This window comes from Bradyrhizobium sp. BR2003 (assembly GCF_009720285.1).
Taxonomy (GTDB): domain Bacteria; phylum Pseudomonadota; class Alphaproteobacteria; order Rhizobiales; family Xanthobacteraceae; genus Bradyrhizobium; species Bradyrhizobium elkanii.
The window spans coordinates 102,147-121,009 of record NZ_SMYJ01000014.1; the positions used below are offsets into that span (position 1 = coordinate 102,147).

18 protein-coding genes are annotated in these 18,863 nt (G+C 65.4%); 13 read left to right on the forward strand and 5 right to left on the reverse strand.

From position 1 onward, the window contains the following. The first annotated feature begins 33 nt into the window (after nt 1–33). Entirely contained in the window at nt 34–636 is a 603-nt protein-coding gene (gene rplI, locus E2I15_RS08905) for a 50S ribosomal protein L9 (protein WP_016844289.1), read from the forward strand. A gap of 120 nt (nt 637–756) precedes the next feature. Here the strand turns inward: rplI and E2I15_RS08910 are convergent, their stop codons facing one another. The 3 genes from E2I15_RS08910 to E2I15_RS08920 form a co-directional block, all read right to left on the reverse strand. Next, entirely contained in the window at nt 757–1,218 is a 462-nt protein-coding gene (locus tag E2I15_RS08910) for a PaaI family thioesterase (RefSeq protein ID WP_137482783.1), read from the reverse strand. After that, nucleotides 1,215–1,820, reverse strand: coding sequence for a TetR/AcrR family transcriptional regulator (locus tag E2I15_RS08915; protein WP_137482784.1), 606 nt, complete (start codon nt 1,818–1,820; stop codon nt 1,215–1,217). The genes E2I15_RS08910 and E2I15_RS08915 overlap by 4 nt, the downstream gene beginning before the upstream one ends. A gap of 92 nt (nt 1,821–1,912) precedes the next feature. Beyond that, a complete protein-coding gene (locus E2I15_RS08920) occupies nt 1,913–2,881 on the reverse strand; it encodes a prolipoprotein diacylglyceryl transferase (RefSeq protein WP_137482785.1) in 969 nt (322 codons plus the stop codon). Nucleotides 2,882–3,139: 258 nt separating this feature from the next. On the opposite strand from E2I15_RS08920, the gene E2I15_RS08925 reads away from it, so the two are divergent. Then, entirely contained in the window at nt 3,140–4,393 is a 1,254-nt protein-coding gene (locus tag E2I15_RS08925) for a cyclopropane fatty acid synthase (RefSeq protein ID WP_137482786.1), read from the forward strand. Nucleotides 4,394–4,413: 20 nt separating this feature from the next. Here E2I15_RS08925 and E2I15_RS08930 read toward each other — a convergent pair whose 3' ends face one another. Continuing rightward, nucleotides 4,414–4,719 (reverse strand): hypothetical protein, encoded by a 306-nt coding sequence (locus E2I15_RS08930; protein WP_155262283.1) that lies wholly within the window; start codon nt 4,717–4,719, stop codon nt 4,414–4,416. A 468-nt stretch (nt 4,720–5,187) separates the two neighbouring features. Here E2I15_RS08930 and E2I15_RS08935 point away from each other — a divergent pair, with 468 nt between their 5' ends. The 3 genes from E2I15_RS08935 to E2I15_RS08945 are packed head-to-tail and all read left to right on the forward strand — an operon-like array spanning nt 5,188 to nt 8,844. Further along, nucleotides 5,188–6,690 carry a replicative DNA helicase gene (locus tag E2I15_RS08935; RefSeq protein WP_137482787.1) on the forward strand — a complete coding sequence of 501 codons (1,503 nt, stop codon included), beginning with the start codon at nt 5,188–5,190 and terminating at the stop codon, nt 6,688–6,690. 48 nt (nt 6,691–6,738) lie between these two features. Then, nucleotides 6,739–8,043: an alanine racemase gene (gene alr / locus E2I15_RS08940; protein ID WP_137482788.1), complete on the forward strand. Its 1,305-nt coding sequence runs from the start codon at nt 6,739–6,741 to the stop codon at nt 8,041–8,043. A gap of 18 nt (nt 8,044–8,061) precedes the next feature. Then, nucleotides 8,062–8,844 (forward strand): exodeoxyribonuclease III, encoded by a 783-nt coding sequence (locus E2I15_RS08945; protein ID WP_155262284.1) that lies wholly within the window; start codon nt 8,062–8,064, stop codon nt 8,842–8,844. Between the two features lie 50 nt (nt 8,845–8,894). Here the strand turns inward: E2I15_RS08945 and E2I15_RS08950 are convergent, their stop codons facing one another. Beyond that, the gene (locus E2I15_RS08950; protein WP_155262285.1) at nt 8,895–9,836 is read right to left on the reverse strand and encodes an IS110 family RNA-guided transposase; all 942 of its coding nucleotides are present in this window, start codon (nt 9,834–9,836) and stop codon (nt 8,895–8,897) included. A 473-nt stretch (nt 9,837–10,309) separates the two neighbouring features. Here E2I15_RS08950 and E2I15_RS08955 point away from each other — a divergent pair, with 473 nt between their 5' ends. The 8 genes from E2I15_RS08955 to E2I15_RS08990 all read left to right on the forward strand — a co-directional run bounded on the left by E2I15_RS08955 (nt 10,310) and on the right by E2I15_RS08990 (nt 18,741). Further along, on the forward strand, nt 10,310–11,035 hold the full coding sequence (locus E2I15_RS08955) for a sulfite exporter TauE/SafE family protein (RefSeq protein ID WP_137479773.1): 726 nt from the start codon (nt 10,310–10,312) through the stop codon (nt 11,033–11,035). A 449-nt stretch (nt 11,036–11,484) separates the two neighbouring features. Then, nucleotides 11,485–11,772: a hypothetical protein gene (locus tag E2I15_RS08960; RefSeq protein WP_137479772.1), complete on the forward strand. Its 288-nt coding sequence runs from the start codon at nt 11,485–11,487 to the stop codon at nt 11,770–11,772. A 226-nt stretch (nt 11,773–11,998) separates the two neighbouring features. Next, entirely contained in the window at nt 11,999–12,559 is a 561-nt protein-coding gene (locus E2I15_RS08965; protein WP_246668156.1) for a hypothetical protein, read from the forward strand. A 96-nt stretch (nt 12,560–12,655) separates the two neighbouring features. Further along, nucleotides 12,656–14,125: a DNA repair protein RadA gene (gene radA, locus E2I15_RS08970; RefSeq protein ID WP_137479770.1), complete on the forward strand. Its 1,470-nt coding sequence runs from the start codon at nt 12,656–12,658 to the stop codon at nt 14,123–14,125. A gap of 189 nt (nt 14,126–14,314) precedes the next feature. Then, entirely contained in the window at nt 14,315–14,950 is a 636-nt protein-coding gene (locus tag E2I15_RS08975) for a CvpA family protein (RefSeq protein ID WP_026192677.1), read from the forward strand. A 34-nt stretch (nt 14,951–14,984) separates the two neighbouring features. After that, entirely contained in the window at nt 14,985–16,511 is a 1,527-nt protein-coding gene (gene purF / locus E2I15_RS08980; RefSeq protein ID WP_137479793.1) for an amidophosphoribosyltransferase, read from the forward strand. Nucleotides 16,512–16,664: 153 nt separating this feature from the next. Further along, nucleotides 16,665–17,405 carry an SDR family NAD(P)-dependent oxidoreductase gene (locus tag E2I15_RS08985; protein ID WP_137479769.1) on the forward strand — a complete coding sequence of 247 codons (741 nt, stop codon included), beginning with the start codon at nt 16,665–16,667 and terminating at the stop codon, nt 17,403–17,405. A 196-nt stretch (nt 17,406–17,601) separates the two neighbouring features. Next, nucleotides 17,602–18,741, forward strand: coding sequence for an NHL repeat-containing protein (locus tag E2I15_RS08990; protein ID WP_137479768.1), 1,140 nt, complete (start codon nt 17,602–17,604; stop codon nt 18,739–18,741). Nucleotides 18,742–18,863 lie beyond the last annotated feature (122 nt).

The following is an 18,863-nucleotide window of genomic DNA, read 5'->3' on the forward strand; positions in this document are numbered from 1 at the left end:
GAACCCGTACTTAGCATCTAAAGGAGAACGAAAATGGAAGTCATTCTGCTCGAACGCGTTGCCAAGCTTGGCCAGATGGGCGAAGTCGTGCGCGTCAAGGACGGGTTCGCCCGCAACTTCTTGCTGAAGCGCGGCAAGGCGCTGCGCGCCACCGAGGCGAACCGCGCCAAGTATGACGGCATGAAGGCCGAGCTCGAGGCCAACAACATCAAGGCCAAAGGCGAAGCCGCCAAGGTCGCCGAGAAGATCGACGGCCGCGACATCGTCATCATCCGCCAGGCCTCCGAATCCGGCCAGCTGTTCGGCTCGGTCACGGTGCGCGACATCGTCGCCGCGCTGGCGACCGACGGCGTGACGGTGTCGCGCCCGCAGGTCTGGCTCGACTCGCCGATCAAGGTGATCGGCGCGCAGAAGGTGACGATCGCCGTTCACCCCGAGGTCGAGACCAGCGTCACCGTGACGGTCGCCCGCTCCGCCGAAGAGGCCGAGCGGATCAAGCGCGGCGAGGACATCTCGACCCGCCAGGAAGACCAGGACGCTGCCGCCGAGGCGCTCGCCGCCGCCGGCGAATTCTTCGATCCGGAAGCCCAGCACGACGAGGAAGCCGCGCCGGCACCGGCCGCCGAAGAGAAGTAAGCTTCTCGCCATCGTCCAACCGACGAGAGCATCGATTCCGAACCGATGCTCTCGGTTCTGGTTTTCTTCACGCGAACCGGTATCCACTTCGCTCGAAAACGCTAAGAAGCTCGGCCTCGATCAGGCCGGGCTTTGGATTCGTGCCGCCGCCTGGTCGTCGAGCATCGCAATCGACGCCAATGCGGTCGCGGTGTGCTTCTCCTTGCCGTCGATGACGCAGAACACGTCGGCCGCAACGACGGCGACCTGACGTCCCGGCTTGATCACACGCGCCCGGCAGATCAGGCGATCGCCCGATGCCGGCGACAGCAGGTTCAGCTTGTACTCCGCCGTCAGCGCCGGCTGGCCGCGCGACGTCGCCGCCGCGATCGTGGTGGCGTTGTCGACCAGAAACGCCGTCACCCCGCCGTGAAACAGGCCGTGCTGCTGCAACAGCTCCGGACGGCGGTCGACCGCGAGCGTGCACGTGCCGCGCGACAGCTCGGCCACCTCGGCACCGACAAGACCCATGAAGCCCTGCCGGCCGACATTGTCGCGAATTCGTGTCGCGATCGGTGCAAAGTCCGGATCGGTCTCGCTCATGACGTTCCTCCTGCTCGCTCCGGCGCACCCGGCGCCACCACCGCGCGGATCGCACAGGCGATCAGCGTATCAACCTGTTCGCGCGGATCGCCGGTATGGCGGCCCGACAGCCAGGCGCGGCAGAAGATCTGCGCCGGCCCGATGATCTGGCTGAAGAACAGCACGGCGCTCATCGGCAGCAATTCGCCACGCGCGAGCAGCGGCGCGCGCCAGCGCTCGATGCCGTCGGTGAGCCGCGAATTCTCGCTGCGCTGCGCGCCGCGCACCTCCTCGCCCCACTCGCTGCGCGAAATCTCGAACAGGAATCGCGCCTCGCGTCGATTGCTCACGACCCAATCGAGGTGGGCGTGGATCAGCCGCGCAACGCCCTCGCCGGCGCCGCAGCTGTCGTCGACCGAGGTGATGATCGCGGCGTGATAGGCCTGCAGGATTTCCAGGAACAGGGTGCCGGCGAGCTCCTTCTTCGAGGTGAAGAAGTGGAAGAAGCTGCCGTTGGACGCGCGCGCGCGTGAGCGGATCTCGGCCACCGTCGCACCCTCAAACCCGTCGCGGTCGAACACCGCCAGTCCTGCCGCCAGCAGATCTTCGCGCGCCGTGCTCAAGTCGTCCTCTCCTCACTAGATTAACACTCTAGAGCATTGCTCTAATAACGGTCAAACGAATACGCCGGGACCTTGCGGCCCGGCGTTGGCGATTACTTCGAGGTCGGAGCTTCCGGTGGGCCGGAGCCCGGCGTCGTCGGCGGAGGTGGCGGCGGCGCGGTCGCAGTCACCGGCGGCGCGGCTGGCGCCGGAGCAGGCGTTGCGGCTGCGGCCGGCTCGGACGCGGCAGGCGCGGCCGCTGCAGGCGCCGGTGTGACCTGCGGAACCGGATCGGGTCGCACGGCAGCCGGTTCGCCGCCGCCATTGCTCTTCGGCGCGTCGACCTTTGCGGTGTCGGGCTCGGCGGCGGGCTTCGCCGGCTTCTCGGCTTCACCCTTGTCCTCGCGCTTGGTAGCTGCCTTGGGCTCGGTCTTGGGCTCGCTGGTCGCAGCCCCGCTCTTGGACCCGTCCTCGGACTTCGGCTCCTCGACCGGCTTGCCGCGGCGGCCATGCTTCTGCCGCGAAGGCTTGCCCTCGCCGGCGGCCTGCGGCGTCTGGCCGTCATCCGGCTTCGCGCCCTCCGGCGCCTCGCTCGGGCGGACCATCCGCTTGCCGTGGCGACCTGGACGTCCTTCGGGATTCAAGCCATCGGCGTCGGGTTTGGCTCCTTCCTGCGGCGCTGCATCCTGGTGCCGTCGGCGGGCCGGACGCTCGGACGGCTGCTCCGGCGACTGGTTGGCTTCCTGCCGGCCGTCCCGGCCCTTGGCGCCGTCCTTGGTCCCCTTGGGCTGATCCTTGGCCTGATAGCGCGGGTCGTTGGCGCCGTTGGAAATCAGATAGGACGCAAGCACGCCGGCCATGTCGCCGGAGGTCGTGTAGTGCTGGCGCAGGAAGCCCGGCAGCGAACCGGCCGGCACCGACTTCAGCAGGCCGCGCGGGCTCTTGTGGCAAGCTGTGCAGGTGCTTGCGAAGATCTGGGAGGGGCTCTTGCCGGCCTCGAGGTTTTGCGCTTGCGCCGATACGGCTGACAGGCAGCCAATCAGAAGCGCCACCGTCGCCAGACTGAGGGCTCGGCTCAACATTCCTTAAGTCTCCAGATTCCGGAAAAATCGCCGCCAGCGCCTAGTGGATCGGCCGCGGCGGTCACCTTTTAGCCGATTATCGCGCGAATGGAAGCGCACCCATGACGCATCCACGCAATTGTCACATTTTGGAATATCGGCTTTGACCACAACGCAATAGCGCGATCTAATTCCCTGCCTATCTTGAGATCGGGGACACATTGGAGTGATCAACTCCGGTGGTGTCGGTGTGCAGCTTGCCGTTCCGTTGGTATTTCGATGGACCGATTGTTGCGATACTTCTTGGGGCGCTTCATCCGCCGCGGTTCGATCACGTTCACGACCGCGAGCGGCGCTCAATTCACCTGCGGTGACGGCACGGGCGTACCGGTCGCCGTGCGCTTTATGACGCGAGCGGCCGAACTCCGCGTCCTGGTCGATCCCGAGCTTTATTTCGGCGAAGCCTTCATGGACGGCACGTTCGTGGTGGAGCAAGGCACCATCGCCGACGTGCTGGCGGTCCTGATGGGTCAGGCAGCCATGCTGCCGAACTTTGCGAGGCTGCAGGCGTGGGTGCGCTTCCTCGGACGCCGCGCCCAGCAGATCAACGTGCGCGGCCGATCCAGGAGCAATGTCGCCCGTCATTACGATCTCGACGGCCGCCTCTATTCCCTGTTCCTCGACGCGGACAAGCAATACAGCTGCGCCTATTTCGAGACACCGGACACGACGCTGGACGATGCCCAACTCGCCAAGAAGCGCCACCTCGCCGCAAAACTCCTGATCAAGCCCGGGCACCGCATCCTCGACATCGGTTCCGGCTGGGGCGGCCTTGGGCTCTATCTCGCCGAGATGAGCGGCGCCGACGTCACCGGCGTCACGCTGTCGACCGAGCAGCTGCAGATTTCCAACGCGCGGGCGGCGGAGCGGAACCTGGCGCACTCCGCGCGTTTCCTGATGCAAGATTACCGCGACATCCCCGGGCCGTTCGACCGCATCGTCTCGGTCGGCATGTTCGAGCATGTCGGGGTCGCCTATTATGAAACCTTCTTTGCGCGCTGCGCCGAACTCTTGAGCGACGACGGTGTCATGGTGCTGCATTCGATCGGCCGCTCGACCGGCCCCGACGTCACCAGCCCCTGGATCCGGAAATACATCTTCCCCGGCGGCTACATTCCGGCGCTGTCCGAGGTCATGCCGGCGATCGAGAAGGCCGGTTTGCTGATCTGCGACATGGAGATCCTGCGCCTGCACTATGCCGAGACGCTGAAGGCGTGGCGCGAGCGGTTCATGGCGCGGCGCGAGGAGGCCGTGCGGCTCTACGACGAGACCTTTGCCCGGATGTGGGAATTCTACCTGGCTGCCTCGGAGATGTCGTTCCGCGTGCAGAACATGATGAACTTCCAGCTGCAGCTCACCAAGCGCCAGGGCGTCGTCCCGACCACCCGCGACTATATCGGCGGCGAAGAAGCCCGTCTGCGGCTGAAGGAGGCCGGCGCGGCCAAGCCCCGCCTGCAACTCGCCGGCGAATAGGTCTGAAGGAACAGGTGCTGCTAGTTGCGCAGGCTGTAGACCGACCTGCAATGGGCGAAGGTCGGTGCGGGACGGGCCAGATGGGCCGCAGCGGCGGAAATCAACCCGGCATCGCAGGGAACATTGCGGACCTCCGGACGCGCCGCCTGCTCCATGGCATCGACAAGCGCCGCCAGCCAGCGACGGTCCATGCCACCTGCCCGGCCGAGCCCTGATCGCGCTGTCTGAAACTCTCGAGCCATCGCCGCCGTATCTTCCCTGAGCGAAGACAACCCGGAATCCGCCGGGTCGTTCCCGCGAACCTGCCGCAAAAAAATGCGGCGCATGTGATCTGCTTCACAGAGGTCTGTCCCGGGCTGTCGTAGTGGTCCGGAATGACCCGAGAAACACATCAGACGATGTTGGACCCGCAGCGCGATATCGCGACCGACTACGCCCTGATCGCCACTGGCGTGGTGGCCGCCTTGATCGCGCTGGCCTTCCTCATCCTGGTCTGAGAAATCGACGCCAACAGCCGCCTCGCCTCTCCATGGGTCCGCTCGCTTGGCAAAAGGTTCAGACGGCGTCCGATTTTTGCCAACGACAGTGCTGATCGGCCGGGTCCCGCCCGGTTTCGAACAACCCCCCCCCCCGTCAAGCGGAATGCATCCGACTGTTTCGGATTCACACCTCGCGTTGTGTGAATCGTGCATAAGAAACATCCGTCCTTTCGCTTCGTGCCGGGCTGGCGCTTCATCGCGGGCCCCACATCCGAAAATCTCAGTAACGACGAAATCAGAAGAATAAGCTCGTCCATGGCCTTGATTGATTCGAACGTCCACAAGCTCGCGCCCGACGCCGCATCCCCGGCCTACCGGAGTGCGCCGCACAACATCGAAGCGGAACAGGGCCTGCTGGGCGCAATCCTGGTCAATAACGACGCCTTCTACCGGGTCTCCGATTTCCTGGAACCGAAGCACTTCTTCGAGACCATCCATCAGCAAATCTATGAGACCGCCGGAAGCCTGATCCGGATGGGCAAGGTCGCGAACCCCGTGACCCTGAAGACGTTCCTGCCGGCCGAGCTCGACATCGGCGGCATGACGGTCGGCCAATACCTCGCCCGGCTTGCCGCCGAAGCGACCACCATCATCAACGCCCAGGACTACGGACGCACTGTTTACGATCTCAGCCTGCGCCGCAACCTGATCCAGATCGGCGAGGACATCGTCAACGTCGCCTACGACGCGCCGGTCGACTTCGCGCCGCGCGCCCAGATCGAGGACGCCGAACGGCAGCTCTACAGCCTTGCTGAAACCGGCCGCTATGACGGCGGCTTCCAGCGATTCGCACAGGCACTGACGATCGCCGTCGACATGGCGGCGAAGGCGTTCCAGCGCGACGGCAAGCTGTCGGGCATCTCGACCGGTCTGCGCGACCTCGACGCCAAGATGGGCGGCCTGCAGCCGTCCGACCTCATCATCCTCGCCGGCCGTCCCGGCATGGGCAAGACATCGCTCGCCACCAACATCGCCTACAACATCGCCAAAGCCTATGTGCCCGAGGTCCAGGCGGACGGCACCACCAAGGCAGTCAATGGCGGCTGTGTCGGCTTCTTCTCCTGCGAAATGAGCGGCGAACAGCTCGCCACCCGTATTCTCGCCGAGCGCACCGGCATCCCCTCGAGTTCGATCCGTCGCGGCGGCATCTCCGAGCTCGATTTCGAGAAGATCCGCGACTGTTCGATCGAGCTGCAATCGCTGCCCTTCTACGTCGACGAAACCGGTGGTCTCTCGATCTCGCAGCTCACCGCGCGGGCGCGACGGCTCAAGCGCCAGAAGGGCCTCGACCTGATCGTGATCGACTACATCCAGCTGCTGCAGGGCTCGGGCAAACGCGGCACCGACAACCGCGTGCAGGAAATCACCGAGATCACCACCAACCTGAAGGCGCTGGCCAAGGAACTGAACGTTCCGATCATCGCGCTGTCGCAGCTGTCGCGTCAGGTCGAAAACCGCGACGACAAGCGGCCGCAGTTGTCCGACCTGCGTGAATCCGGCTCGATCGAGCAGGACGCCGACGTCGTGATCTTCGTCTATCGCGAGGAATACTACCTCGCCAACAAGGAGCCGCGCGCAGGCACGCCGGAATATGAGAAGTGGCAGATGGACATGGACCTTGCCCACGGCAAGGCCGAAGTCATCATCGGCAAGCAGCGCCATGGTCCGACCGGCACGGTCGATCTGCACTTCGAGGCCAGCGTGACGCGCTTCGGCGACCTCGCACCCGACGGTCAGGTTCCGGATCACGGGCACTGAGATCCGGACTCGGTTGAACGACGCAAGGCACCCGCGTACAACTGAGCCATGAACATCGTGACTGACGCGAAATCGCAGCTGACACCCGAGGCCAGTTTGCTGGCGGCCCACCCGACCGCCAGCGGTATCCTCACCATCGACCTCGATGCCATCATCGCCAATTGGCGCAAGCTCGAGAAGACCGCGGTGCCGGCCGAATGCGCCGCCGTGGTCAAGGCCAACGCCTATGGCTGCGGCGCCGAGCAGGTTTCGCGGGCGCTCGCCAAGGCCGGCTGCAAGACCTTCTTCGTCGCCAGCGTGGAGGAGGCCGCCGCGGTGCGCGCGGCCGCTCCCGAGGCGACGGTGTATTCGCTCGGCGGCTTCTTCCAGAACACCGGCGACGCCTACGCCAGGATCGACTGCAAGCCGGTGATCGGCGATCTCAACGAGCTCGCCGAATGGGACGTGTTCTGCCGCCGCTCCGGCTGGTCCGGCGGCGCCGCCATCCATATCGACACCGGTATGAACCGGCTGGGGCTCACGGTCAGCGAGGCGCAGGGCATCATCCCGCGGATCAATGCCGGCGACCACGGCATCACACTGGTGATGAGCCACCTCGCCTCCGCCGAATTGCTCAACAATCCCGCCAACGCCAAGCAGCTTGCGAGCTTCCGCGAGATCGCGAGCCTGTTCACCGGCGTGCCGGCCTCGCTGGCGAATTCTTCCGGCGTGTTTCTCGGCGCGCAATTCCAGTTCGAGATGGTGCGGCCGGGCTGCGCGCTCTACGGCGTCAATCCGACGCCGGAGGCCGACAACCCGATGCAGCAGGTGGTCGATCTCAAGGCGCGCATCGTGCAGATCCGCAACATCGATCGCGGCGAAACCGTCGGCTATGGCGGCACCTGGACCGCGCGCCGGCCAACCCGGCTTGCGATCGTCTCCGCCGGCTATGCCGACGGCTATTTCCGCGCCGCCAGCGCCAATGACGGCACCCGCGGCGCCGAGGTCGTGGTCGCCGGCAAGCGCTGCCCGATCGCCGGCCGCGTCTCGATGGACCTGATCGCGGTCGATGTCACCGACCTCGACAAGAATGCCGTGCGGCGCGGCCACATGGTGACGCTGATCGGCGAAGGCATCACGGTCGACGAGGTCGCGCATCATTTCGGCACCATCGGCTACGAGGTGCTGACCAGCCTCGGCCGCCGCTTCGTGCGCATCTACAAGGGCGGCGATGCCGTCGCTGCGAGAAGCGATACGGTCGCCGAGACCAGCGAGCCGGCCGCCACGCAAGCGGCGCCGCCGGCCTTGCCGACGGCAGCGCCCGCTGCGCCGCCGCCATTGCCGGCCGCCGAGCCAACGGCGACGTCCACCTGACATGATCAAGGTTCGCGATTGCCGGTGCGCACGAAGATCGCGACCTTCAACATCAACAACGTCAACCGCCGCCTGCCCAACCTGTTGCGCTGGCTCAAGACCGCGAAGCCCGACGTCGTCAGCCTGCAGGAGCTGAAGGCCAGCGACGCCGAGTTTCCCGCGGCTGCGCTCGAGCAGGCCGGCTACGGCGCGGTGTGGCGGGGACAGAAGACCTGGAACGGCGTCGCCATCCTGGCGCGCAAGGCCGAGCCGGTGCTGATCCGCACCGCCCTGCCCGGCGATGCCGGCGATCACGAAGCGCGCTACATCGAGGCCGCAGTGCGCGGCATCGTCGTCACCAGCCTCTATCTGCCGAACGGCAATCCGCAGCCCGGGCCGAAATTCGATTACAAGCTCGCCTGGTTCAAGCGGCTGCGCGCCCATGCCGCCAAGCTGCTCAAAGAGGACGTCGCAGTGGTGCTCGCCGGCGACTACAATGTCGCGCCGACGCCGTTCGACATCTACCCGACGCGCTCCTGGGACAAGGATGCGCTGATTCAGCCGAAGAGCCGCGCCGCCTTCAAGGCGCTGGTCGATCAGGGCTGGTGCGATGCGATCCGCACCCTGCATCCGGACGCGCCGATGTTCACCTTCTGGGACTACAAGCGCCAGCGCTGGCCACGCGATGCAGGCCTCCGGCTCGATCATCTCCTGCTCAGCCCCGCAGTGGCGCCGCGGCTCGTGAAAGCCGGCGTCGATCGCGCCATCCGCGGCGAGGACGGCGCCAGCGATCACGCGCCGGCGTGGGTGGTGCTGAAGTGATCGCGCTCGAACCACAATGACGCTGTCGTCCCTGCGAAAGCAGGCAACTGTTATGTTGAAGGGGCTGTCCGATAGGGCTTTCTGTCGCGCATCATGGCGTTGAGGATGGTGAGCAGCTTTCGAGCAACGGCAATGAGGGCAAGCTTGGCCGGTTTGCCGGCCTGGCGCAGCCTTGCATAGAAGACCTTGAAGGGGTCGGCGCGCCGGACGGCGTTCAGGGCGGCCATATAGAGGGCATCGCGGACGCGCTTGCGCCCGCCGCCGATCTTGCGCTTGCCACGGCAGGTACCGCTGTCGACATTGAAGGGAGCCAGTCCGGCAAGGGCAGCTGCCTGCTTGGGCCCGATGCGGCCGAGTTCCGGCATCTGGGCGATCAGCTGCGTGCATGCGACCGGCCCCACGCCAGGTACCGTGCGCATCAGCTGGGCATCTTCCGAGATCTCGGGCTCGGCCTTGATGAGCGCGCTGATCTCGGCCTCGATCTCGGCGATCTCCTCGTCGAGAAAGTCGATGAAGCGGGAGATGCGGCTGACGATGGCACGGTCAGCGGCTTCGCTGCGACGGTTCTTCTCCTGGCTGCGCGTCAGAACCATTTGATCACGCCGTTTGGCCAGCCATGTGAGGGCTTCGCGAGCTGGCGTGATGACGGCTTCGGTCTCGGGCCGCATGGCGCGGGCAAAGGCGGCGAGCATGCGCGCGTCGATCGGATCGGTCTTGGCGAGCTGTCCACAGGCGCGGGCAAAGTCGCGGGCTCGTGCTGGGTTGATCCGGGCGAAGCGGATGCCGGCCTGGCGCAATGCCTCGCGGAGTTCGCGGTCATAGACCCCGGTCGCCTCAAACACCACCAACGCATCGCATCGCCAACGCGCCACCAGCTCTGTGATGGCATGTGGCGCGTTGGCGATGCGCTCCGGCACTCCGACGGCCTCATCAAAGATATCGAGATGGTGTTTGGAGACGTCGATTCCGACGTAACGAAGGGATATGATCATGGTGCCTGTCCCTGTGATGCGAGGTCTGTTGACGCAGCCTCGTGCAACTGTTCAGGTTTGTAGATGGAACGGGCGGGAGACCGAGCCGGCTCACGGCGTCAAGCGCCAAGGACCCAACGGCTTCCCACCCACCCCATCATGACAGACTCTCCAGACACAGGGACCCATACGCCGCAGCGGGTGTTGAGAACGGGACTCGTCGTCCCAGCATCGTTCAACAAGCAGCATCGGTGGTTATGGGTCCCTGCTTTCGCAGGGACGACACCGAATATGTGGTTCGAGTCATACCTCCGCATTCTCGCGACATAATTTGTCCAGGTCTTGATTTGTCCAAGTCTTGCTGCTCGGCGCACGATGGCGCGTCGATGGTTCGGCGGCGCCCTTGCGCCGTCTCGAACCATGAGGTCACACTGAGCCCCTCTCCCGGGACACGCATTCAGCATGGCTCGGGATCACCTCACCGGAGCGCGCAGGTGGGCTTCCTCTTCGTCCTCATCGTCGGCCTGGTCGCCGGCACCATTTCCGGCATCGTCGGCACCGGCTCGTCGATCATGCTGATGCCGGTGCTGGTCCATCAGTACGGGCCGAAGCAGGCGGTGCCGATCATGGCCGTCGCCGCCGTGATGGCCAATCTGTCGCGCATCCTCGCCTGGTGGCGCGAGGTCGACTGGCGTGCCTGCATCGCCTACTCGATCACGGGCATCCCGGCCGCCGCGCTTGGCGCGCGCACCCTGCTCGCCCTGCCCTCGCATGCAGTCGATATCGCGATCGGCGTATTCCTGATCGCGATGGTGCCGGTGCGGCACTGGCTGGCGCGGCACAGGCTGGAGGCCAATCTCTGGCATCTTGCAATCGGCGGTGCGCTCATCGGCTATCTCACCGGCATCGTGGCCTCGACCGGTCCGCTCAGCGTGCCGCTGTTCCTGTTCTACGGTCTCAGCAAGGGTGCGTTCCTCGCCACCGAGGCGGCAAGCTCGCTCGGGCTCTATGTCAGCAAGTCGGTGACGTTCGAGCGCTTCGGCGCGCTGACGCCGGACATCGCGCTGAAGGGCCTGATCGCCGGCGCCTCGCTGATGGCGGGCGCCTTCATCGCCAAGCGCTTCGTGCTGCAGCTGAAGCCGGAGTCATTCCGCCTGATCATGGACGGTATCATGCTGGCGGCGGGCACGGCGTTGCTGTGGTCTGCAATGACGCAGTAAAATTCCGACATCGGCAGCGTGAGACCGGGCCTTCTGCAAACGGATTTCACCGTGACACCAACATCCTCCCGATGATGTCGTAATTCTACGGGGCTTTGCGCATCGGGTGGCGTGTACCCCGAAAGAGTTTTGTTGAACCCTCGGCTTCCGTTGTTATCCGGATTGCCACCATCCGGCCACTGCGTTTATGACAATCTCATTACTTGCACTTGATCGTTTGCGGAAAAGAACTTTGCTCCAGCAGGCATCACAGGGTTGATCGACGACCCGGATGCGAGTCCCGAGAGTTTCAGGCGACACGAGTTCAGCGACACATGGCGTGCAGATCGGGCACAGAGCTCGGCGCCTGATGTCGCCGATGTCGGCCTGACGAATACGGGATCGCAAGTCGAAGCATTGGGAGTCGCGGGTTGTCAAAGCCCACGACAGGCGGGAAAGGCAGGCGCGCGATGCGCAAGATGATGATCACGACTACGGCGATTGTGACGTTCGCCGTTGCCGGCTCGGCGTTCTGGCCGACGGCAACGCCCGATGTCGCGCAGTTGGGAGACAGCGTTTACGAGACGATCTGGGTCTGGCGCATTCCGGCCTACGCGAACAATCCGTCGTGGCGGGTTCGCTGGAGCTGGAGCGATCCGCTGCGCGCGCAGGCGCGATGCTGCCGGGCTCTGCCGACGAGCCTGATGCCGCGCGAGAATCCGCCGCTGCTGCTGTCGAGGCGGGACATCGACGTTTGACCGCGCGCACAAACGAGAGCAGTTCCCTTGCGCGAAGCGCATTTGATTCAAATTCGCGCTGTAGTTGAACTTACTTTTTATCCTTAACCAGAAACCTGATCTTTGATTTACATCTGCAAGATGCGGTTTACCTTGTCTCTGCGAGCACAGCGGATTCAGGGACAACAACAAGATGCGCCAACCAAGCTTCACCCTGTGGTTGACCGTTGTTCTGGCGACACATGGCTTGAGCGTCGCGGCAGACGATACGAGGCCGGGACAACCGGGTGCCGTTGCCGCTGCTGACCGCGTTGCATGTTCCCTGCAGCCGAAAAGCGAGGAACCGTCCGATCCGTCGTCGACCTCGGCAATTCCCCGCGCCGAAAAATTCGTCGCGCGGGAACATTTCAAGGAGGATATCGCCTCGAGCGCGCCGGTCAGGATTTCCTGGTTGGGCGCGACCTTCGCGCAGCGCTTCACGAACAAGATCGAGGACGATAGCGGCGGCGCATCGTTGCAGACCTTCATCCTGAGCGCAGCCTCGAGCGACAAGGAGATCCTCGCCAAACTGGGTCAGAGTCACGAGAGCAGGCTGGCCGACGTCTGGTGCGCGCTGAGGCGACAGCCCAGCGGCAGCAACGGCCCGCTGGAAGTCAACGCCAAGCCGAACGTGTTTTACGTCCGTGACAGCGCCGGCGAACTTGGTGCTGTCGACGTGCTGTGGGGCGGCGTCGGCTGGGAAATCGGCGCAAGCCCGGTCGGAGACAAGCCGCGCTGGCCGGGCGGAACGCGGGTATTCTCGCGCTGAGCCGGCCCCGCCATCTGGCACTCGGTCTTCGATGGATCGTGCGCGGCGGCCGAACCGTGCTATGCATCATGCGCGATAGCGCGACTCACCTGCTCCATGGCCAAATCCACCCTCTCCTTCGTCTGCCAGAACTGCGGCGCGGCGTATAATCGCTGGCAGGGCAAGTGCGACTCCTGCGGCGAGTGGAACACGCTGGCCGAGGAAGACACCACAGGCTCGGTGCCGGTCTCGATCCGCAGCAAGCGCAAGGGACGGACGTTTGCGCTGGAATCGCTGTCCGGCAAGACCCAGGACGCGCCGCGGCTGTCCTCCGGCATGGCCGAGCTCGACCGCGTCACCGGCGGCGGCTTCGTCCGCGGCTCGGTGCTTTTGGTCGGCGGCGATCCCGGCATCGGAAAATCCACGCTGCTGACCCAGGCGACCAGCATGATGGCGCGTGCCGGCCACCGCGCGGTCTATATCTCCGGCGAGGAGGCGGTCGCCCAGGTGCGGCTGCGCGCCGAACGGCTCGGGCTCGCGGACGCGCCGGTGCAGCTGGCTTCGGAAACGTCGGTCGAGGACATCGTCGCGACGCTGTCGGAAGGCGCGGTGCCGCGCCTGATCGTGATCGACTCGATCCAGACCATGTGGACCGACACGGTGGAATCCGCGCCCGGCACGGTGACCCAGGTCCGCGCCTCGGCGCAGGCCCTCATTCGCTTTGCCAAGAAAACCGGCGCTGCGATCATCCTGGTCGGCCATGTGACAAAGGACGGCCAGATCGCCGGCCCCCGCGTGGTCGAGCACATGGTCGATGCGGTGCTGTCGTTCGAGGGCGAAGGCTCGCAGCAGTTCCGCATCCTGCGCTCGGTGAAGAACCGTTTCGGCGCGACCGACGAGATCGGCGTGTTCGAGATGACCGGCCTCGGCCTGCGCGAGGTCACCAACCCCTCCGAATTGTTCCTCTCCGAGCGCGAGCTCGGCAGTCCCGGCACGGCGGTGTTTGCCGGCATCGAGGGCACCCGTCCGGTGCTGGTCGAATTGCAGGCGCTGGTGGCGCCGACGTCGCTCGGCACGCCGCGCCGTGCCGTCGTCGGCTGGGATCCGAGCCGGCTGTCGATGGTGCTCGCGGTGCTGGAAGCGCATTGCGGCGTCAAATTGTCCGGACATGACGTCTATCTCAATGTCGCCGGCGGCCTGCGCATCCAGGAGCCGGCCGCGGATCTTGCGGCGGCGGCCGCGCTGGTCTCCTCGCTGGTGAATGCGCCGCTGCCGACGGATGCGGTCTATTTCGGCGAGATTTCGCTATCGGGCGCGATCCGCCCGGTGGCGCAGACCCCGGCCCGGCTCAAGGAGGCCCTCAAGCTCGGCTTCGGCCGCGCCATCCTGCCCGAATCGGCCCGCGGCGAGAGCGGCGGCGATTCAGGGCTCACCCTCAACAGCGTCGGCAATCTCACCGCGCTGGTCGCCGAAATTGCGGCACGCGGGACGCCCCGGGGCGGCCGGCGCGACCCGGGCGGCTCCGGAGGCCCTGATACGGCTGAGAAAAATGCCACACCGGCCCGATTCCGTCGCGAGACCAGCTAAAGCGGGCGTGACGTATCAGCCCCCCGCCGCTATACATCCGCCGCGCGGGACAGGCGGCGCTCTGGCCTTGCCGGATGCCCCCAATGCGCCTCAGTTAGGACGGCACCGACTTTGCCGATTCGCGAGAGCCCTTAACAACGTAAGCCCTTAACAGCGTACCGAAACGTACCCAGCGGACCTGACCAGCCGATGCCCATAACGATACTTGATCTCGTCCTGCTCGGCGTGATGCTGATTTCGGGCCTGCTCGCGATGGTGCGCGGCTTCATGCGCGAGATCCTGTCGATCGCGGCCTGGGGCGCCGCCGCGCTGGTCACGCTGTATGCGTTCTCGAAGCTTCTGCCGACCGCCAAGACCTACTTCAACAACGACACGGTCGCAGCGGTGGTCGTGGTCGCCGGCGTCTTCATCGGCACGCTGATCGTGGTCTCGATCGTCACGGTGCGGATCTCGGACATGATCCTGGATTCCCGGATCGGCGCGCTCGACCGCACCCTCGGCTTCCTGTTCGGGCTCGCCCGCGGCCTCCTGATCGTGGTCGTGGCGTTCATGTTCTTCACCTGGCTGGTTCCGGACAAGCAGCGGCCTGATTGGGTGACCGGGGCGAAGTCCCGGGTGGTGCTGCAGGGAACCGGGGATTGGCTGATGTCGCTCTTGCCTGACGACCCCGAGAACACCATCTTAAAGAAGTTCAAGAAGAATAAGCCAGACGACGATTCTGCGGCCGATACCAATGATCAGGCGACGCCGGCGTCGGGTGATGGCTATAGCAAACCTGCGCGTGACAGCTTGAAAAAGCTGATCGAGAAACCCGCGGGCCGATAAACTATTTGGGCCCTTACGAGAGGCGATGAACGAGATGCAGACTCCTTCGGATCATACCGACCAAATGGATCTCGACCTCGGCCCGATCGAACTGCAGGACCCTCTCAGATATCACCCCGATCTCGATGGCGACACGCTCCGCGAGGAATGCGGCGTGTTCGGCATCTTCGGCCATCCCGAGGCCGCCGCGATCACCGCACTCGGCCTGCACGCCCTGCAACACCGCGGCCAGGAAGCTGCCGGCATCGTCTCCTTCGACGGCAGCCGCTTCCACAGTGAACGCCGCCTCGGCCTGGTCGGCGACGCCTTCTCCCGCCGCGAAGTGATCGAGCGCCTGCCCGGCAACGCCGCGGTCGGCCATGTCCGCTACTCCACCACCGGCGGCACCATCCTGCGTAACGTGCAGCCGCTGTTCGCCGAGCTCAGCGCCGGCGGGTTTGCGGTCGGCCACAACGGCAACCTCACCAACGGCCTGACCCTGCGGCGCGAGCTGGTCAAGGGCGGCGCCATGATGCAGTCGACCACCGACACCGAGGTGATCCTGCATCTCGTGGCGCAGTCCAAGCGCACCCGCTTCATCGACCGCTTCATCGAGGCGCTGCGCACCATCGAGGGCGCCTATGCGCTGGTCGCGCTGACCAACAAGAAGCTGGTCGGCGCGCGCGACCCGCTCGGCATCCGCCCGCTGGTGCTCGGCGATCTCGACGGCTGTCCGATCCTGACCTCGGAGACCTGTGCGCTCGACATGATCGGCGCGAAATACGTCCGCGACATCGAGCCCGGCGAGATCATCGTGTTCGACGAGGCCGGCGCGCACAGCCACAAGCCGTTTCCGCCGAAGCCGGCCCGGCCCTGCATCTTCGAATACATCTATTTCGCCCGGCCGGACTCGATCGTCGGCGGCCGCTCGGTCTACGACGTGCGCAAGGCGTTCGGCGCGCAGCTCGCGCGCGAGAGCCATCCCGAGGTCGACGTCGTGGTGCCGGTGCCGGATTCCGGCGTGCCCGCCGCGGTCGGCTACAGCCAGTATTCCGGCGTGCCGTTCGAGCTCGGCATCATCCGCAACCACTATGTCGGGCGCACCTTCATCCAGCCGACCCAGAGCGTGCGCGAGCTCGGCGTACGCATGAAGCATTCGGCCAACCGTGCCGCGATCGAGGGCAAGCGCATCATCCTGATCGACGACAGCCTCGTGCGCGGCACCACCTCGAAGAAGATCGTGCGCATGATGCGCGACGCCGGCGCCCGCGAGGTGCATTTCCGTCTCGCCTCGCCGCCGATCCTCTATCCCGACTATTACGGCATCGACCTGCCGGACCGCGGCGGCCTGCTCGCCGCCACCCATTCGCTCGAGGAGATGCGCGACATCATCGGCGCCGACTCGCTCGCCTTCCTGTCGATCGACGGCATGTACCGCGCGATGGGCTATGAGGGGCGTGATCCGGCAAATCCGAGATTCGCCGACCATTGCTTCACCGGCGCCTATCCGACCCACCTCACCGACCAGAGCGAAACCGAGGCGCCGCCGCGCCAGCTCTCGCTGCTGGCGGAGGCGAGCTGAGGCCACCACTGTCGTCCCTGCGAAAGCAGGGACCCATAACCACCGGCCCTCGTTTTTTCGGGCGGCATCGGTTACGAACACCTTTACACAACACGACCGCCGCGGCGTATGGGTCCCTGCTTTCGCAGGGACGACGACGATAGAGTTACGCTCATGACAAAACCCCTCGCCTCCCGTATCGCCCTCGTGACCGGCGCCTCGCGCGGCATCGGCTACGCGACCGCGGTCGCGCTGGCCAAGGCCGGCGCGCATGTCGTGGCGGTGGCGCGCACGCAAGGCGGGCTGGAAGAGCTCGACGACGAGATCCGCACGGCCGGCGGCAGCGCCACCCTCGTGCCGCTCTCGCTCACCGATTACGACGGCATCGCGCGGCTCGGGCTCGCGCTGCATGAGCGCCACGGCAAGCTCGACATCCTGGTCGGCAATGCCGGCACCGCAGGTCCCTCCTCGCCGCTCGGCCATATCGAGCTGAAGCCGTGGAACGACGTGTTCGCGATCAACGTCACCGCCAACTTCCAGCTGATCCGCTGCATGGACCCGCTGCTGCGCCAGTCCGACGCCGGCCGCGCGGTGTTCGTGACGTCGGGCGTGGCCCACAAGGCCAACGCCTATCTCGGCCCCTATGCGGCCTCGAAGGCCGCGCTGGAGGCACTGGTGCGCTCCTGGGCCAACGAGGCCGCCAACACGGCGCTCCGCGTCAACCTGTTCAGCCCCGGCCCGATCCGCACCCGGATGCGCGCGCAGGTGTTTCCCGGCGAAGACCCGATGACGCTGGACACGCCCGACATGGCCGCCGAATTCATCGTGCCGATGTGTTCGCCTGATTGGACCGAGACCGGCAAGCTCTACGACTACAAGGCGCGCACCCTGCGGACCTTCCAGCCGCCGGCGTGAGCGCGGTTCTCCCTCACGTAGCCCGGATGGAGCGAAGCGTAATCCGGGATAGTCTCTACGCGGAGAAACCGGCCCCGGATTTCGCTTCGCTCCATCCGGGCTACGCACCTCCTTGCGATTGACTCGCTTCCCGCCTCACGATTGACTGCGCTCCCAAGCGGAACAGCCCGCCAAGAAAAATCTCGGGAGGCAACCAATGACGCCGACGTTCAATCGCGCGCGCTCCATTCTGTCCGGATTGTTTCTCTCCGCCTGCATCGCATCATCGGCCCTTCTCACTCTGCACGCGCCCGCCGGGGCCGGCGACGTCCCGACCTTCGCGGTCGACGCGTCCTGGCCAAAGCCGCTGCCGAACAACTGGATCCTCGGCCAGGTCGGCGGCATCACGGTGGATTGGCAGGGCCATATCTGGATGATCCACCGGCCGCGCTCGCTGACCGACGACGAGAAGGGCGCGAGTCTCAATCCGCCACGCTCAAAATGCTGCGTCTCGGCGCCGCCGGTGCTCGAATTCGACGCTGACGGCAATCTGCTGCGGTCCTGGGGCGGCCCGGGTGACGGCTATGAGTGGGTTGGCCGCGAGCACGGCATCGAGGTCGACGAGCGCGGCTTCGTCTGGATCGGCGGCAATGCCGACAATGACAATGCGATCCTCAAGTTCACCCTCGACGGCAAGTTCGTCGCGCAGATCGGCTCGATCGCGCCGAGCAAGGGCAGCAACGACACCACCCAGCTCGGCAAGCCCGCCGAGACCGCGATCGACAAGGAGGCCAACGAGATCTACGTCGCCGACGGTTACGGCAACCGGCGCGTCATCGTGTTCGATGCCACTACCGGCGCCTACAAGCGGCACTGGGGCGCCTATGGCAACAAGCCCGATGACGCCAAGCAGCCGCCCTACGATCCGAAGGCGCAGGTCGCGCAGCAGTTCGGCAATCCGGTGCACTGCGTGAAGATCGCCAATGACGGACTGGTCTATGTCTGCGACCGCATCAACAACCGCATCCAGGTGTTCAGGAAGGACGGCAGCTTCGTGAAGGAGTTCTTCTTCGAGAAGAGCACGCTCGGCAACGGCGCGGTGTGGGACATCGCGCTGTGGTCCGATCCCAAGCAGACCTACCTGCTCTCCGCCGACGGCGAGAACAACGAGATCCGCATCATCAGGCGTGACGACGGCGCGGTGGTCGGCAGCTTCGGCCGCAACGGCCGCAACGCCGGGCAATTCCACTGGGTGCACGCGCTTGCGGTCGACGCCCAGGGCAACGTCTATACCGCCGAGGTCGACACCGGAAAGCGGATCCAGAAATTCAGGCTGACCTCGGACGCACTCAAATAAGCAGCATGCGGGATGACGGTTCGACGCAGTTCATGCGGCTTTATACGGATTGCCGCCTCCCCCGGGAAAGGGTAAGCGGGAACCTGAGCGACCGGCAAAAAGGCTCCGCAAGAGGGCTGCCC

Excerpts from the sequence above, each read along its gene's own strand:
- E2I15_RS08990 (WP_137479768.1), top strand. The coding sequence starts at position 17,602 with ATGACGCCGACGTTCAATCGCGCGCGCTCCATTCTGTCCGGATTGTTT.
- E2I15_RS08910 (WP_137482783.1), bottom strand. The coding sequence starts at position 1,218 with ATGAGCGAGACCGATCCGGACTTTGCACCGATCGCGACACGAATTCGC.
- E2I15_RS08925 (WP_137482786.1), top strand. The coding sequence starts at position 3,140 with ATGGACCGATTGTTGCGATACTTCTTGGGGCGCTTCATCCGCCGCGGT.
- E2I15_RS08930 (WP_155262283.1), bottom strand. The coding sequence starts at position 4,719 with ATGCGCCGCATTTTTTTGCGGCAGGTTCGCGGGAACGACCCGGCGGAT.
- radA (WP_137479770.1), top strand. The coding sequence starts at position 12,656 with ATGGCCAAATCCACCCTCTCCTTCGTCTGCCAGAACTGCGGCGCGGCG.
- rplI (WP_016844289.1), top strand. The coding sequence starts at position 34 with ATGGAAGTCATTCTGCTCGAACGCGTTGCCAAGCTTGGCCAGATGGGC.
- alr (WP_137482788.1), top strand. The coding sequence starts at position 6,739 with ATGAACATCGTGACTGACGCGAAATCGCAGCTGACACCCGAGGCCAGT.
- E2I15_RS08960 (WP_137479772.1), top strand. The coding sequence starts at position 11,485 with ATGCGCAAGATGATGATCACGACTACGGCGATTGTGACGTTCGCCGTT.
- E2I15_RS08920 (WP_137482785.1), bottom strand. The coding sequence starts at position 2,881 with ATGTTGAGCCGAGCCCTCAGTCTGGCGACGGTGGCGCTTCTGATTGGC.
- E2I15_RS08985 (WP_137479769.1), top strand. The coding sequence starts at position 16,665 with ATGACAAAACCCCTCGCCTCCCGTATCGCCCTCGTGACCGGCGCCTCG.
- purF (WP_137479793.1), top strand. The coding sequence starts at position 14,985 with ATGCAGACTCCTTCGGATCATACCGACCAAATGGATCTCGACCTCGGC.
- E2I15_RS08935 (WP_137482787.1), top strand. The coding sequence starts at position 5,188 with ATGGCCTTGATTGATTCGAACGTCCACAAGCTCGCGCCCGACGCCGCA.
- E2I15_RS08950 (WP_155262285.1), bottom strand. The coding sequence starts at position 9,836 with ATGATCATATCCCTTCGTTACGTCGGAATCGACGTCTCCAAACACCAT.
- E2I15_RS08975 (WP_026192677.1), top strand. The coding sequence starts at position 14,315 with ATGCCCATAACGATACTTGATCTCGTCCTGCTCGGCGTGATGCTGATT.